The organism is Clostridium merdae (genome assembly GCF_900176635.1).
Taxonomy (GTDB): Bacteria; Bacillota; Clostridia; order Oscillospirales; family Acutalibacteraceae; genus Faecalispora; species Faecalispora merdae.
In genome coordinates this window covers 359,866-375,620 of record NZ_FXLN01000003.1, presented here as the reverse complement: position 1 = coordinate 375,620, position 15,755 = coordinate 359,866, and the positions used below count along the sequence as shown (strand labels likewise).

Annotated in this window: 16 protein-coding genes; 11 read left to right on the top strand and 5 right to left on the bottom strand. The window is 47.1% G+C overall.

The window, feature by feature from the left end:
* The first annotated feature begins 32 nt into the window (after window positions 1-32).
* The 8 genes from CAN90_RS03560 (at window position 33) to CAN90_RS03525 (ending at window position 8,240) form a co-directional block, all read left to right on the top strand.
* Window positions 33-803 carry a LamB/YcsF family protein gene (locus CAN90_RS03560; RefSeq protein WP_085832460.1) on the top strand — a complete coding sequence of 257 codons (771 nt, stop codon included), beginning with the start codon at window positions 33-35 and terminating at the stop codon, window positions 801-803.
* Between the two features lie 24 nt (window positions 804-827).
* Window positions 828-2,027, top strand: a complete 1,200-nt coding sequence (locus CAN90_RS03555; protein WP_085832459.1) for an NRAMP family divalent metal transporter — start codon at window positions 828-830, stop codon at window positions 2,025-2,027.
* A gap of 17 nt (window positions 2,028-2,044) precedes the next feature.
* A complete protein-coding gene (gene pxpB / locus CAN90_RS03550; RefSeq protein WP_085832458.1) occupies window positions 2,045-2,785 on the top strand; it encodes a 5-oxoprolinase subunit PxpB in 741 nt (246 codons plus the stop codon).
* Complete coding sequence (locus tag CAN90_RS03545) at window positions 2,782-3,735, top strand: 5-oxoprolinase subunit C family protein (protein ID WP_085832457.1); 954 nt, start codon at window positions 2,782-2,784, stop codon at window positions 3,733-3,735. The genes pxpB and CAN90_RS03545 overlap by 4 nt, the downstream gene beginning before the upstream one ends.
* A 36-nt stretch (window positions 3,736-3,771) precedes the next feature.
* A complete protein-coding gene (locus CAN90_RS03540) occupies window positions 3,772-5,139 on the top strand; it encodes a 5-oxoprolinase/urea amidolyase family protein (protein ID WP_085832456.1) in 1,368 nt (455 codons plus the stop codon).
* A 33-nt stretch (window positions 5,140-5,172) separates the two neighbouring features.
* On the top strand, window positions 5,173-6,549 hold the full coding sequence (gene accC, locus CAN90_RS03535; RefSeq protein ID WP_085832455.1) for an acetyl-CoA carboxylase biotin carboxylase subunit: 1,377 nt from the start codon (window positions 5,173-5,175) through the stop codon (window positions 6,547-6,549).
* Window positions 6,550-6,654: 105 nt separating this feature from the next.
* The gene (locus CAN90_RS03530; protein WP_085832454.1) at window positions 6,655-6,879 is read left to right on the top strand and encodes an acyl-CoA carboxylase biotin carboxyl carrier protein subunit; all 225 of its coding nucleotides are present in this window, start codon (window positions 6,655-6,657) and stop codon (window positions 6,877-6,879) included.
* A gap of 86 nt (window positions 6,880-6,965) precedes the next feature.
* Complete coding sequence (locus CAN90_RS03525) at window positions 6,966-8,240, top strand: hypothetical protein (protein ID WP_085832453.1); 1,275 nt, start codon at window positions 6,966-6,968, stop codon at window positions 8,238-8,240.
* A gap of 234 nt (window positions 8,241-8,474) precedes the next feature.
* Here the strand turns inward: CAN90_RS03525 and CAN90_RS03520 are convergent, their stop codons facing one another.
* On the bottom strand, window positions 8,475-8,951 hold the full coding sequence (locus tag CAN90_RS03520) for an SAM-dependent methyltransferase (protein WP_085832452.1): 477 nt from the start codon (window positions 8,949-8,951) through the stop codon (window positions 8,475-8,477).
* Window positions 8,952-9,190: 239 nt separating this feature from the next.
* Here CAN90_RS03520 and CAN90_RS03515 point away from each other — a divergent pair, with 239 nt between their 5' ends.
* On the top strand, window positions 9,191-9,589 hold the full coding sequence (locus CAN90_RS03515; protein WP_085832451.1) for a (deoxy)nucleoside triphosphate pyrophosphohydrolase: 399 nt from the start codon (window positions 9,191-9,193) through the stop codon (window positions 9,587-9,589).
* A 114-nt stretch (window positions 9,590-9,703) separates the two neighbouring features.
* On the opposite strand, the gene CAN90_RS03510 is transcribed toward CAN90_RS03515, so the two are convergent.
* The 4 genes from CAN90_RS03510 to CAN90_RS03495 all read right to left on the bottom strand — a co-directional run bounded on the left by CAN90_RS03510 (window position 9,704) and on the right by CAN90_RS03495 (window position 13,789).
* Window positions 9,704-10,435 (bottom strand): GltB/FmdC/FwdC-like GXGXG domain-containing protein, encoded by a 732-nt coding sequence (locus CAN90_RS03510; protein WP_085832450.1) that lies wholly within the window; start codon window positions 10,433-10,435, stop codon window positions 9,704-9,706.
* 65 nt (window positions 10,436-10,500) lie between these two features.
* Complete coding sequence (locus CAN90_RS03505; RefSeq protein ID WP_085832449.1) at window positions 10,501-12,009, bottom strand: glutamate synthase-related protein; 1,509 nt, start codon at window positions 12,007-12,009, stop codon at window positions 10,501-10,503.
* On the bottom strand, window positions 12,009-13,103 hold the full coding sequence (locus CAN90_RS03500; RefSeq protein ID WP_085832448.1) for a class II glutamine amidotransferase: 1,095 nt from the start codon (window positions 13,101-13,103) through the stop codon (window positions 12,009-12,011). The genes CAN90_RS03505 and CAN90_RS03500 overlap by 1 nt, the downstream gene beginning before the upstream one ends.
* Before the next feature lie 341 nt (window positions 13,104-13,444).
* Complete coding sequence (locus CAN90_RS03495) at window positions 13,445-13,789, bottom strand: helix-turn-helix domain-containing protein (RefSeq protein WP_085832447.1); 345 nt, start codon at window positions 13,787-13,789, stop codon at window positions 13,445-13,447.
* A gap of 154 nt (window positions 13,790-13,943) precedes the next feature.
* On the opposite strand from CAN90_RS03495, the gene CAN90_RS03490 reads away from it, so the two are divergent.
* Both CAN90_RS03490 and CAN90_RS03485 read left to right on the top strand, forming a co-directional pair.
* Window positions 13,944-14,597 (top strand): HD-GYP domain-containing protein, encoded by a 654-nt coding sequence (locus CAN90_RS03490; protein ID WP_242953563.1) that lies wholly within the window; start codon window positions 13,944-13,946, stop codon window positions 14,595-14,597.
* Window positions 14,598-15,052: 455 nt separating this feature from the next.
* Entirely contained in the window at window positions 15,053-15,751 is a 699-nt protein-coding gene (locus CAN90_RS03485) for an early set domain-containing protein (protein ID WP_159450353.1), read from the top strand.
* The last annotated feature ends 4 nt before the right edge of the window (window positions 15,752-15,755 follow it).

The window sequence follows — 15,755 nt, the reverse complement described above, 5'->3', positions numbered from 1 at the left end:
ATCACATCAAATTGGAAAAGGAGAAAAGGAAAATGAGCAGAATTGATTTAAACTGCGATTTGGGAGAAAGCTTTGGCGCGTATACCATCGGCCGTGACGAAGAGGTAATTGCCTATATCTCTTCCGCAAATGTAGGGTGCGGTTTTCATGCCGGTGACCCTTGTGTAATGGAAAAAACAGTACATATGGCAAAAGAAAAAGGTGTAAGCGTGGGTGCTCACCCCGGCTTCCCAGATTTAATGGGCTTTGGGCGCCGAAACATGAACATAACCCCTGCGGAGGCAAAGGCTTACATGAAATACCAGATTGGCGCCCTCAATGCGTTTTGCGTTTCGAGTGGGGTGGAGCTTGCACATGTAAAGCCGCATGGCGCGCTCTACAATATGGCCGCAAAAGATATGAAGCTGGCTATGGCGCTGGCAGAAGCAGTCTATGAGGTAGACCCGAAGTTGATTTTCTTAGGGCTCTCCGGCAGTAAAATGCTTGAGGCAGCACAGCAGGTAGGGCTTACCTGTGCCAGTGAAGTATTTGCAGACCGTGCCTACAATGCAGACGGCAGCCTTGTGGCCAGAGGAACCCCCGGTGCGGTGATTCACGATGTAGACGAATGCGTGCGGCGCATTGTTGGCATGGTGAAGGACAATGTGGTAACAGCAATCACAGGTGAGCAGATTTCACTGAAACCGCAGTCCATTTGTGTACACGGCGACAATGCAGAGGCGGTTGAGTTTGTAAAACACATTCGTGAAAGCCTGACCAAAGAGGGCGTTGAAATTGCCGACCTGCGTGCCTGTACAAAGTAATAAAGGGGTTTAGGAGGACTAGTAATGGAAGCGGAAACCAAAACCAAAAGCAAACGCAGTCAGGCCATTGGCGGCGTGTTCTTAATGGCGGCATCGGCCATGGGGCCGGGATTTTTAACGCAAACCGCGAAATTTGTCAACGATTTTCACGGGAGCTTCGGATTTGTCATAGTTGCATCGCTGTTGTTATCTATCATCGTTCAAATTAATGTGTGGCGTGTACTGTGCGTTTCAAACATGCGCGCACAGGATGTAGCGAACAAGCTGCTCCCGGGTCTTGGCTATTTTCTAGCCTTGTTGGTATTTGCAGGCGGTCTGGTGTTTAACATCGGTAACGTTGGCGGTGCGGCACTTGGCCTCAATGCAATGGCTGGCTTAGATTTGCGTGCTGGTTACATAATCGCAGGCATTATCGCCATCATCGTTTTTTCCGTAAAAAATGCGCAGCTTGCAGTTGATAATATTGCAAAGATTCTAAGCGTTCTGAAGATTATAATCATTCTGGTTGTAATGATTATCGTTCAGCCTCCCGTTGGTATGGCACTGAAAGAAACCTTTGCACCCAGCACGGGTGTACCGGCTTTGTTCCCCTCCATTCTTACTTTGGTTGGCGGCACAGTTGGCGGTTATATTACCTTCTCTGGTGCACACCGACTCATTGATGGCGGTGTGGTAGGTATTGAGAATGAAAAGCGGATTGTAAACAGTGCCTGCGGCGGACTGGGAATTGCGGCATTCAGCCGGTTCTTCCTTTTCCTGCTGGTGCTTGGCGTTGTAACAAAGGGTGTATCTCTCGACCCAACCAATCCGGCAGCCGATGCATTCTTGCAGGGCGGCGGTGAGTTCTGCTACCGTCTCTTCGGTCTGCTGCTGTTCTTTGCCGGTATCACCTCGATTATCGGTGCATCGTATACCTCTCTTTCGTTTGTAAAATCGCTGAGCAAAACAGTCGCGAATCACAATAAGGCAGTAACCATTGCGTTTATTACTTGCTCCATGCTGATTATGCTGCTGCTCGGCAAGCCGGCTACTCTGCTGATTATTGCAGGTGCCTTAAACGCACTGGTTCTCCCGCTCGCATTGGTCATCAGCTTGGTTGCTGCTTACCGTAAAGACATTGTTGGCGAAGAGTACCATCATCCCATTTGGCTCACCGTGACCGGCATTGTATCTGCAATTCTATTTGCATACTTCGCTGTTGTTGGACTGGGCAGCTTATTTTAATCGTCAGGAGGATTTTTATGTATTCGCAGACGAAGTATCTCATCGCGGGGGATTCCGCACTAGTCGTGGAATTCGGCAATGAAATCTCCCCGCAGATTAATGAACGGGTTCGAGGAATGTATTTGGCAATAGAAAAAGCGGAGCTTCCGGGTGTAGTATCTCTAACACCTACCTACCGTTCCCTTTTGGTGCAGTACGACCCACTTACCGTGCCATACGGCAAAATGCTGGAAGCACTGCAAAAGCTGGAGGGCAGCCTAGAAAAAATGGAGCTGCCAAAGCCAAATGTGATGGAGATTCCAACATTGTATGGCGGAGAATACGGCCCCGATTTGGATTTTGTATGCCAACACAGCGGGCTGAGCCGCGACGAAGTGATTCGCATTCATTCCTCACGGGAGTATTTGATTTACATGCTGGGCTTTGCCCCGGGCTTCCCCTATTTGGGCGGTATGGATGAGCGAATCGCAACCCCTCGCCTGAAAACACCACGTACTAAAATTAACAGCGGCTCGGTAGGAATTGCCGGGCAGCAAACAGGCATTTACCCGCTCGCTAGCCCCGGCGGCTGGCAGCTGATTGGCCGTACACCGGTGCTGTTGTATGACCCACAGCGCAATCCTCCCATTTTGTACCGTACCGGAGATTACCTGAAATTTGTTCCCGTTAGTGAACAGGAATATGGTGAGATAGAGCAGCAGGTGGCAGAGGGCAAGTACCAGTATCGCCTGTACCCCAAAAAGGAGGCGAAAGCATGAACGCAGTAAAAGTGATTTCACCGGGTGCCCTTACTACGGTTCAGGATGCAGGCCGGTTTGGATTTTTGCAGTCGGGTATTTCTGTGTCTGGCGTAATGGACAGCTACAGCCATCGTGCCGCTAACATTTTGGTAGACAACCCGCAGGAGGAAGCCGTGCTTGAGGCAACCCTGATGGGCCCAATACTGGAATTCCAGTGCAGCACACGAATCGCGGTAACGGGCGCTGCAATGCAGCCAAAGCTCAACGACCAGCCGGTGCCCATGTGGCAGACAATCCCAGTAAAAGAGGGTGACCGCCTCTCTTTTGCAATGATTCAGGGCGGGTGCCGCGCTTATATTGCTTTTGCCGGAGGGCTGGATGTACCCGTAATTATGGGCAGTAAATCCACCAACATGAAAGCACAGATGGGTGGTTTTGAAGGACGTATGCTCAAACGGGATGATATGGTACCGCTCAAAGCGCCATCGGAGCAAGAAAAGGTGTGGGCCGCCAGTGAGGAATTTATTCCGAATTTCTCCACACAAATTACACTGCGGGTTGTGCTTGGCCCTCAGGATGACTTGTTTACGGCAGATGGCATCGCCAGCTTTTTGAATACAGAGTACCTCGTCACCCCCGCAAACGACCGAATGGGCTACCGTTTGGAGGGTGAGGAAATCGCCCATAAGGCAGGAGCAGATATTGTGTCTGACGGTATTGTGATGGGTGCGGTTCAGGTACCTAGCAGCGGCCAGCCTATTATTTTGATGGCAGACCGACAGACCACCGGCGGGTACACAAAAATCGCCACTGTGGTGACGGCGGATTTGCCGTTACTCGCGCAGGCACAAGCTGGCACGAAAATCCGTTTTCAGCAGGTAAGTGTAGAGGAAGCGCAGCAGCTTTTGCATGTGTTCCATGAAAAACTCCAGGCATTTGCCAGAACACGCCGCCCAGTAAACGGCTGACGCGTTCTCCCGCAGTGCGGGAAGGAGGAACATAGGATGAACAGTGCAGTTGTACTATCCCCGGGGCTTTTTACCACTGTGCAGGATTCCGGCAGACTAGGTTTTCTGGAATCGGGAATTTCCCCCGCCGGAGCAATGGATGATTTCAGCTTTCGGGTAGCCAATCTTCTTGTGGGCAACGAGCCGGACGAAGCAGTGCTGGAGGCAACGCTCATCGCCCCAAGCCTTCGGTTTCAGGGTAGCTGCCTCATTGCAGTGACTGGTGGTGAGGCAGAAATGAAAATCAATGGGCGTACCGCTTCCATGTGGCAATCCGTTCTGGTGAGTGAGGGAGATGTTCTCTCTTTTGAGCCAATGCAGCGGGGCTGTCGGCTGTATATCGCCTTTGCAGGCGGAATTGCCGTTCCCGGTGTTCTGGGGAGCAAATCTACCTGCTGCAAAGCGCAAATTGGCGGTCTAGAGGGACGGCCTTTGCGTGCGGGGGATGAGCTGCCATTTGGGGAATGTGGAAACATTGCCGCACTTGCAATGCGCACCGAGCTGGTACCGAGCCTCCCAAAGCAAATTTTTCTGCGTGTGATTTTAGGACCGCAGGAGAATGCGTTTACACCGGAAGGAATTCAAACCTTCCTTCGTGACAGGTATACGGTAACCCCTGTAAGTGACCGCATGGGCTACCGGCTGGAGGGAGCGCAGATTCAGCAAAGCGCGGGGGCAGACATTATTTCTGACGGTATTGTGATGGGTGCGGTTCAGGTGCCCGCTTCCGGCCAGCCAATTATTATGATGGCGGATCGGCAGACCACCGGAGGATACACAAAAATTGCGACAGTGATAACGGCAGATTTGCCCCGGCTGGCGCAGGCAAGACCCGGAGATACCATCTGCTTTCGTGCAGTTGGTGTGGAGGAGGCACAGGAAGAATTGAAAACCTATCAGGAAAGATTAAAAAATGCAGAAGAGACCATGCTGCCGGTACAGAATGCAGAAATACAGATGTCCCTAAAGGATGTACTGCGGGTGATGCAAGAGTTTGAAAATACTCAAATTGGTGTACTGCGGGTATCGAACTTACAGGGCGAACTGTATTTAGAGAAAAGCAATTTGGGGAAAGGTGGCAGTACGGAGACTGCCGCTAAAACGCAGCAAGAGTCTAGCGAGCCTGTACAAGACAGTGTGGTAACCTCACCGCTAGTTGGAATGTTTTATGCCTCTGCTTCGCCGGAGCAGCCGCCTTTTGTTCAGGTTGGAACAGCCGTAAAAAAAGGCGACCCGCTGTTTGTGATTGAATCCATGAAGAATATGAATGAGATTGTCAGCGATCGCGACGGCATTATTTCTGAAATTATTGCACAAAACGAACAGGCAGTGGAATTCGGTCAGCCAATTCTGCGAATGAAATAAGAGCTGTTTCAGGCAGCGTGGCGGGGGATAAGAATGTTCAAAAAGGTGTTAATTGCGAACCGGGGCGAAATTGCGGTTCGAATTGTACGCGCATGCGCAGAGCTGGGGCTTGGCACGGTAGCCATCTACTCGCAGGCAGATAAAAACGCTCTGCATGTTTCATTGGCAGACAAGTCGGTTTGTGTGGGGCCGGCACCGTCTGCAAAAAGCTATTTGAATATGGATACGATTTTATCTGCATGCAAAATAACGGGAGCCGAGGCAGTGCACCCGGGTGTAGGATTCTTAAGTGAAAATGCAGAATTCGCTGAACGTTGCGCAGAGCAAGGAATTTGCTTTATTGGCCCAAAGGCAGAAGTGATTCGCAGCTTGGGAAATAAGGCAAACGCAAAAAGCGCGGCTGCGGCTGCGGGCGTGCCTACAATTCCCGGTTCTGCCGGTGTGGTGCGGGAACAGCGGGAAGCCGAAGCGTGTGCGCAGAGCATGGGCTTTCCGGTTCTCATTAAGGCGTGTGCCGGTGGTGGTGGTCGGGGAATTCGGCAGGTGGATTGTGTGGGCCAGCTGCCGGAGGCTCTTGCCATTACACGGGAAGAAGCCTTGCGCTTTTTTGGGTGCGGAGATGTTTATCTGGAAAAGAAGCTATTAAATCCTCGCCATGTTGAGGTGCAAATTCTGGCGGATTCCTTCGGCAATGCGGTGTATTTGGGGGAGCGCGACTGCTCTTTGCAAAGGCGGCATCAGAAGGTGCTCGAGGAATGCCCCTCTCCTAGTATCGTGCTAACCGATGAGATTCGTGAAAAAATGGGAAAAGCCGCTGTGCGTGTCGCGCAGCAGGTGGGCTATACCGGTGTGGGAACCGTAGAATTCCTTCTCGATTCTAACGGCAGCTTTTATTTTATGGAGATGAACACACGCATTCAAGTGGAACACCCCATTACAGAGCTGGTGTGGGGTGTGGATTTGGTAGAGTGGCAGATTCGAGTGGCGCAGGGAGAACGGCTGCCCTTTGTGCAAAGCGATTTGCACCCCAAGGGACACGCCATTGAATGCCGGATTAACGCAGAAACGCCGGAAGAGAACTTTGCACCCTCAGTGGGTACACTGTCGAATCTTCGGCTGCCGGGTGGTGGTGGAATCCGACTCGATACTGCGGTTTATGAGGGGTACTCTATTCCACCGTATTACGATAACCTGCTCCTAAAGCTGATTGCCTATGCCCCAACAAGGGAACAGGCCGCAGCAAAAATGCAGCAGGCAATTCGGGAGTTTTCGGTTACTGGTGTAGATACCAACGCGGCATTTCAAATGAAGCTGCTGCAAAGCAAGGCTTTTTTAAGCGCACAGTACGATATTTGCACGTTGGAATCTGAGAGTAGCATTGCGGCGCTTCTTACAAAGGGCACTTTCTAAGAGCCGCTGCGCTATCTAACAGCGGGTTTGCAGTAGATACTGCCGAGAAGATTCTCAGAGCATTAAATAGAAGACAATTCTTTATTATGAAAAGGAGATTTTACAATGAGTGCAGAAGCAACAATTATGAAGGCAGACTTCCCGGGTAAAGTTTTAGATGTTATGGTACATGAGGGTGACTCCATTACCGCAGGCCAGCCTGTCATACTGCTGGAAGTTATGAAAATGGAGAACGAGCTGCTTGCCCCTGCAAGCGGTGTGGTAGAAAAAATCAGTGTAGAAAAAAATAATTCCGTGGGTGCCGGTGATCCTCTCCTCACAATTCGGTAACCGTTTCGTTTATGCTAACAGTTAAGGCCCTGCGGATGCACCGCAGGGCCTTAACAAAAACAAATTGTATGGAGGAGTATGTTATTATGAATCAAAGTATTGCATATGGTGTGGATTTTGATTTTACAACAGGTGTGGCACAGCGCTTGGGGGCTTCCGTAGGCAAAAAACCGGGAGCGGATTTTGATGCGATTCCCATGTACGGTGGAAGAAAACGCTGTAACCTGACCGATGACGGTACGGTTGTTGCCTATTATGGTGAAGAAGGATATTCTGAGACCGGCACACTAACAAAAACCCTTGTAAAAAATGGCAAAACCTACCCGGTAGGCACACCGGTTCAGGTTATGGTGGAACAGCCAAAATTCTACTACAAAGTAGAGCCGGTTGCTTTAGAGCCAATTGAGGGCGGCGAAGGGCATCATATTCGCAGGGCGCGCTGGTGGGTGAGTGAGTATGCGCAGCCGGGCTTTCGCGTGTACCCAAGCTTTTTGCGGCGCGGTGTGGAATATAATTTTATGTATGCCAGTGCGTATGAAGCCAGTATCTACGACAAGGAGAAAGCTTCCTATTATTATGAGGATGAGAACGTTTTTACAGCAGCTCCTAATTCTTCTCTTACTTTGTCCTCTATTGCAGGTACAAAGCCAGTAAGCGGTGCGGACGGCCAAATGCTCAACCGTGCAAACGCCCGCATTTTAGCGGCAAATCGCGGGGAGGGCTGGCAGCTCATCGATTGCCTCTCACTCAATGCAACTGAATTGTTGATGCTAGTAGAATATGCTAGCTTCGACTCAAAAAAGGGTATCGGTAAAGGTGTCGTGAATAAAGAGGTGGGCGAAGGCGGAAATGGGGCAGAAAAAACCGGGCGTACAGCACACCTAGGGAATACCTCTGGTTCCAGTGGAGCTGACGACGGCTTCTCTTCGGTTACATACCGCGGGGAAGAAAACCTATGGGGCAATATTTGGAAGCTGGTTGACGGCCTAAACTTTGAATGCAGTGGAATCAATGCTGTTTGGTGGAGCGATGGAGAGTACCAAGATGATTATAAGGGCGCTCCCTACCGGAATACCGGATTTACCCTTTGTAAGGAAAATGGATTTACCTCTGCGTTTGCTTACAGCGAAGAATGTGACTTTATGTTCTTAACCTCTGAGGTAAAGGGTACGGAGGATGGCCCCGTAGGAGACTATTTTAAACAAAACAATACATTTGAGGGCTGGCAAAGCTCCATGTTTGGTGGGCGTTGGTGCCAAAAGACATGGCCCGGCCTGTTCTTCTGGTATGCCGATTTGGCAACTGGAAGAGCCTCCAGCAATATTAGTGCTCGTATTATGTATCTTCCTATACAACAATAAAAGCAAAAGACCCGCGAATATTTCGCGGGTCTTTTGCTTTGTGCTCTAGTATTTCAATACTTTTGTAAAAGCATAAGAGGGGAAGAGCGATTGGATTCTTATAGTGATAAGAAACTTTTCTCTTATAAAGTAAATCATATGCTGAAGATGAAAGGGAGTTTGTTTGCAATTGTTTTCAACCAAATATAACAAGACTGTTGAATCTTACTCTGTTTAAAAGATAGACTATTTGATTTAAAAATTAAATTCAGCAGACCAATCAAAATCACCGCTGGTTTCTACATTTTTAGGCCAGTGTGCGCACCAGTCTGGTACACCGGGATTCTCTACTCGGTCTAGGCTGGGGGTATAGGGCTTAATGTCCAAAATAGGAGTTTGGTCAAGCGCGTCAAAATAAGTGAGGCCAATGATTCCCTTTTCCATATCCAAATACGTTACTTGTGCGCAGGTAAGCGCAATGGGGTTAGGGCGTTGCGGGGAGCGAGTGGCGAAAGAACCAAGCACAGCAGGGCCTTTTGAGTAAGGTTGCTCTTCTGTTAAAACAGCCCGATTTTCCGCGTTATCGCAACGGTCAAACCACCAGAAGATGTTCAGGCTTTCAAAGCCCTCCAGCCCTGTCATCGCTTTTTTATAGTTCGGGTCTAGCTCGATCCAATAATGATACTGATTATCGCAGCGAGCAACACCAATCTGTTTTACTGTAAACTCCATAAAGAATCTCCTCATCTGATTTGATTTTTACGGTACCGTGATTACCAGTATAGCAGAGCTTTTTTATACTTCAAGCTTTTTTTATAATCGATATTAGAATGAATTTTAGCTCAGTTTTTGAAATTAGAATAGAGTTCATACGAATTGAAACACTGGGAATTACATTTATAATTTGACAAATAAAGTCTTTCGTCAGAGAATAGGTGAAGTAAAAAAGAAATATATGGAGGCGAACAGGAATGACAGAGGTGGTAGCTGCCCTGATTTGGGAAGGAGATCGTTTTTTAATTTGCCAGCGCCCCGCAAATAAAACACGGCCTCTGCAGTGGGAGTTTGTTGGGGGAAAGGTAGAGGCGGGTGAAACAAAGGAGCAGGCCTTGGTTCGGGAATGCAAGGAAGAACTGGGGATAACAATACAAACAGGCAGAGTGTTCTGTGAGGTAACGCACGAATACCCAGATATTCGTGTTCATTTAACGCTATTTCACGCTGTCATTTTATCCGGAGTACCAAAGCTGCTGGAACACAACGACCTGCGCTGGATTACAACAGACGAAATACCGCAGTATGAATTTTGCCCGGCAGATGTTGAAATACTGGAGCGGTTGACAAAGCTTCATCAAAAAAATAAATTTTAAATTATATAGCAATAGAAAGCCGCCCCTTGGCCATTTGGCATAAAGGGGCGGCTTTCTAGCTTTTCATATCAAATTATAAAGGAGTTGGGGGGCGGTATAATAGGAGGAACACCATTACGACAAGTAAGTGGTGTAAATGGAGCGGTAGGGGTTGTTTGTATTGGGCTCCAAAACGTAGAAGGGCTTATCGAAGATTTGCTCTTTTTGCACGCTAAAGTGCTCGCAGAAGCTTTCAATGTATTCGTTAATGTGGTCAAAATCGATTGCGGTTGCTTTTCTGGAAACTACCTGAGCGGGAAGATCTTCTGGAAGAGAATCGCAGCGCAAAAAAATGCAGCCTCCGTGCATCCCGGTGCAGCATTGTGCTCCTACCGGTGCGTTCTCTTCGTCGTTTAGGCCGAGTACGATAATGGTACCACCCGCCTGGTATTCCCCCAAGAAGCTGCCGGCTTTGCCGCCGACCACCATAACGGGGCAATTTTCTTGGTAAGCCTTCATATGAATACCGGCTCGAAAGCCAACATCACCTTTAATATAAATCTCACCGCCGCGCATACCGTAGCCGGTCGCATCTCCGCAGTTGCCGTGTATTACGATGCAGCCGTTGTTCATGGTGTCACCGGTTGCATCCTGTGCATTGCCGTTTACCTCAATGTTCGCACCGTTCAGGTAAGCACCAAGGGCATTCCCGGGTGTGCCGTTAATGGTCAGCCTGCGCTGCCCCATACCGCTGCCAATGAATCGTTGCCCAAGGCAGTTGTCAATAATTACGTTTTTATCTTGGGTGTTCCGAATCTGCTCGTTCAGAGCTCGGAAGTTCAAATTGTTGGTTGCGTTGATTCTCATAACCTGCACCTCCTGTAAAAACAAGTTATCTAATATGTGTGTGTGTTTATAAATCGTTGTATCGTCTATTCTCCGGCATGCTTAATCCCAAGAATGTCGAGTTCTTTTTGGTTTAAGCCAATACCGCGGAGCATCAGGCGATTGCCCTTAAGAGCTTCAATGGAGTTAATGCCCATGCCGCCCATCATTTCCATTATTTCGTGCTGCCAAGCAGATACCAGATTCACCAGCCGCTGCGTTCCAACATCGGGGTTCAGGCGTTCTACTAAATCGGGCTGTTGGGTTGTAATACCCCAGTTGCATTTGCCCGTTTGGCAGCTGCGGCACATGTGGCAGCCAAGTGCAATGAGCGCAGGAGTTGCGATGTACACCGCATCTGCTCCCAGCGCAATGGCCTTTAGAACGTCGGTGGAGTTTCGAATACCTCCTGAGACAATCAGCGAAACATTGTTGCGAATCTGCTCTTCTCGCAGGCGGTCATCTACTGCGGCGACTGCCAGCTCGATGGGAATGCCCACATTATCGCGTATACGTGTGGGAGCGGCACCGGTGCCTCCACGGAATCCATCAATCGCAATAATGTCTGCACCGCTTCGGGCAATGCCGCTTGCTATGGCGGCTACGTTGTGCACGGCCGCAATTTTTACAATGATGGGTTTTGTATAAGCGGTAGCTTCTTTTAAAGAATAAACTAGCTGTCGAAGGTCTTCAATGGAGTAAATATCGTGGTGAGGGGCAGGGGAAATTGCGTCACTACCCTCGGGAATCATGCGGGTTTTTGAAACCTCGCTTCCTACCTTGTAGCCCGGGAGGTGCCCACCAATTCCCGGCTTTGCACCCTGACCAATCTTAATTTCAATTGCTGCTCCGGCTTCCAAGTAGTCCTTGTGAACACCAAAGCGCCCGGACGCCACCTGAACAATGGTGTTGCCGCCATATCTGTAAAGGCTTTCGTGCAGCCCACCCTCGCCGGTATTATAGTAAGTGCCAAGCTGTTCGGCAGCTCTTGCTAAGCTTTGGTGAACGTTGTAGCTTACTGCACCGTAGCTCATGCCCGCAAACAGAATGGGAACATCTAATGTAAGGTGTGGCGGGGCTTTTTCAAAATTGAGCTGGCCTTGCTCATCGCGCTCCAGCTTGTTTGGCCTCTTACCCAAAAAGGTACGTGTTTCCATCGGTTCTCTTAATGGATCAATGGATGGATTTGTAACCTGGGATGCATTAATGAGTATTTTATCCCAGTAAATGGGGAAGTGCCTTGGGTTTCCCATAGAAGAAAGCAGCATTCCGCCAGAGCTTGCCTGCTGAATGACCTCATTAATTGCGGAGGGAGTCCAGTTGTCATTGAGTTTATAGGTGTTATCCGACTTTACCACCTTTAACGCCAGAACAGGACAGAACGCCACACACCGCTGGCAGTTAATACACTTAGTACTGTCAGTTTTCATTCTCTTGTTTTTCGCATCGTAGGTATGTACTCCCAGCCCACATTGCTTTACGCAAATCTGGCAGTTGGTGCACAAGTCCTTATCCCGTACAACGGTATAGTCTGGGTATATAAAATCGACGGACATTACAACTGCACCTCCTTATTGAGTGTGTAAATTACGGGCTCACCGTATTTGGGAGCAAAAATGCGGTCCAGATTCGGCTCAATCGCGCGGATGGCACATTCCTCGCTGGCTATGTAAACCATATCCTCTTTTTCTGCCGCCACGAGGGAGCGAAGTTTTAGGCGGTCATTGAGTGCCATAATACCGCCCTCAAAGCCAAGCAGAATGGAAAAAGGCCCGGTAATTAATAAATCTGAAAAAATGTTTCGCAGGGATGTGTGGTAGCGTTTGCGTTCCTCCGTCATACGGTCTATTTCTTCCCAGAAAGGGGCTGCAATTACGTCGGCCAGTTCCGTTAAGGTTAGGCCTTTTCGGCGGTGCAGGTAATCAATCATGTAGGTAATGACCTCCGTGTCGGTCAACAGGGAGCATTTATAGCCATACATTTCAATAAAGCGCCGGTTGGCGTCATAGCTTGAAATTTCACCATTATGTACAATGGTATAGTCCAGCAGCGCAAAGGGGTGAGCACCGCCCCACCAACCGGGAGTGTTTGTGGGGTAACGCCCGTGGGCAGTCCAAGAATAGCCCTGGTACTCCTCCAGCTTGTAATATCGTCCTACATCTTCCGGGTAACCTACGGCTTTAAAAACTCCCATGTTCTTCCCGCAGGAGAAAACATACGCTCCTGCAATATTGGCATTTATTAGAAACACGCATTCTACAACGAGCTCCTTCTCTTCTAACACTTTATCTTGAAGGAAGTGGGGGGAGGGAACTGCAAAATAGCGCCAGATAATGGGTGCGTCTGTAATCTCTGGAATAGGCCGTGTTGGGATTTTTTCCGATTCCACAATTTCGAAATATTGTAACAAAAGCTTTTCTGCTTCTTCCTTTGCAGATTCATTTTCAAAGAAAACATGGAGGGCATAGCAGTCTTTACGTTCGGGGTAAATACCATAAGCCGCAAACCCTCCACCTAGCCCGTTGCTTCGTACGCGCATGGTTTCAATAGAACGAATAATTTTATCTCCAGCAATTCTAGTTCCGTTGCGTGAAAAAATTCCGGAAATTGCACAGCCGGATGGAATCCGGATTTGACCCTCTTTTAACATGTTATCAACCCCTATGGCTTGTAATAAGAAAATGTAAAAATTGCATGATTGAATTATAAATCTTGCAAAATTAGCTACCTCATCATATTCCATAAGATAGTAGTTGTCAAGGCGAAAATGAAATAAATTGAATATAATACTTCATTTTTGTGATAGAAATTGATTTTTTTTAGTTATTTAATAAGTTATTGTGCAAATTATAAACAATTAAAACAATGGAAATGCAATTGTGTAAATCGATTATTGCAATTGTTTTATTACGTTAAAGTGTTAGGGACATATATTCTGGTTATATAAGGAAAGGACGAATTGAAACAAAATCTTATTCTCATAAACATCAATTAAGAATTCCCAAACGTGTTTCGCATTGAGGTTTTTAACGATGAAATCGTTTCTGCAATCACACGAATCTCTTTTGGGGAGCAATCGTTGGTAATGAGCGTTATTTCATTTTGAAAAACGTGAGTTGACTGGTCAATATTCCCACAAAGAAGTTCATCAGGTGAAACCTCAAGTGCATTTACAATGGCAATAAAGGTTTTAAGGCTGGGGATGGTATTGCCTGTTTCAATATGGCTGACGTGAGTTGTACCGGTGCAGATGAGCTCGGCTAATTTTTCCTGGGTTATGCCTTTTGCGGTTCGGGTTTTACGAATTCGCTTTCCAATATCAAGGTAGTCCACCATAATCTCTTTACCTCCAATATATTTGTTACTTGTATTGTATGTGCAGTTTGACCGTGCTATAATGGTCTAAAAAGGCAGTTAGACTAAATAGTTAATAACTAATTATTATTATTCCGGAGCGGCGGCGGTAAACTTGAGTATGGAGATGACAAGAATGAATGATTCGCCAGCATCGCAGTTAACCCTTGACCATTTACTACAGAAAATGCCCCATAGCTTGTTTACACACATGAGCCGTGTAGAGCTTTTTACAAGAGTGTTTTGCTTTTGCATTACATCAAACCGGTATCCGGAAGTTGAATTGGAAGACTGCCTCATGTTTGGTCGTGCAGCCTTTTATCACGACATTGGTAAGCTTTGGGTAGACAGCTCAATTTTAGAGAAACCGGGGAAGCTTACTCCAGACGAGATAATGATTGTACAGCAGCACCCGATTTATGGAAAGAATATTTTAAGCTGCCTAAAGCAAAATACGGTATGCTTTCAGGATGAACGATTTTTTAAGCTTACGGTGGAGGCTGCACTGAGCCACCACGAGCATTGGGATGGACATGGGTACCCATTTGGGCTGCAAGGAAGAGAAATTCCAATCGTGGCCCGTATTACCTCTCTTTGTGATGCTTTCGATGCAATCATAAGCGGGCGACCATACCGCCTCAAGCGCTCCATAGATGAAGCGTTTCATGAAATTGAACGGTGTGCAGGTACACAGTTTGACCCTGTTCTATCAGAATTATTTCTAAATAATAGAGATTTCATTCAAAAAGCAGTTTGGTCCCAAATGCACTTAGTACAGAATGATGCTTAAGAGCAAGCAGGAACGGGTCTGGGGGTTTGCTTAAACTAACAGTCGCACGAATTGTTTTCTTTCATAATGAGCACAAAAAAGAAAATGAATCGCAACTTTTCAATATAAAAAAACTGCTAAGAAATGTTCTTAGCAGTTTTTTATATTTTTAGTAAACAACAATTGCAAATAATTTTTATTCAAATAGGGCATTTAAAAATTAGAAATAGGGGTTATCGGATTTACTGATAACCCCTATCGTTATTATAAATATCAATTATTTTATATTTTCTCATTTAATTCTAATTATTTTTCTCTTTTTTTCGATATATTTACTAGATTTACAAGGAATGTCTGTGCGGAAATGGCTCAATACATACATGTGAGCTTGGCGAAAAATGTCGTATTCAGGAGAAGTGGATACAAACAATCGTAAAACAGTAGTGCTACCTAAAAAACATGGAAGAAGGGATTTTATGAAAATCAAGTTTACGTTACAAGAAAGCCCCTATCTCTGCGTGCAAAGTGTCTCTGTGTTAGGCTCATTTAACGGGTATGATGAAAAAGCGGGTGAGATGAAACGGGAGCAGGGTGGCTGGGTGACCGAAGCCGAACTCCCTCCCGGCGAGCATTATTATAAATTCTTGATTAATGAGCAGTTCATGCTCAATGACCCGCAGAATAATGTGTTTCTGCCGCATTTGTATGATGAGCTTTGGTCGGTAATCGTTATTAACGAGCAAGAAGAGCAGCTGTACAGCAATGAACAGTATTCTTTAAATATAGAAAGCTATGCGGTTACATCGGTACAAACAGAGCTTCCGGTGGCAATCAATAAAAAAACATTTCACTTGGGAATGGATAAGCAATTGGTAACGCGTTTTAGCTTTACCAATATTAAAGGGCTGCATTGCATTAGTGCCCTCTGGTTTGATGCTCATGGCCAATTTTTTGATTATTCGGAAAATATTCTGTTTGAGGACGAGTATTCACCGGATGAGCCCGTATACCTATGGTTCTGGCTTCCCTTGCAGGAGCAGGATAAGGTTTACCCGGAGGGGCAGTGGACGCTAAAGCTATTTGTAAACGGCGGTTATATTTTAGAGGATCAATATACCTTGTCCCATTCGTCCACATATGCGGCAAATGGCAGAGTGTTTGGGGGCTCTTATTAATTTG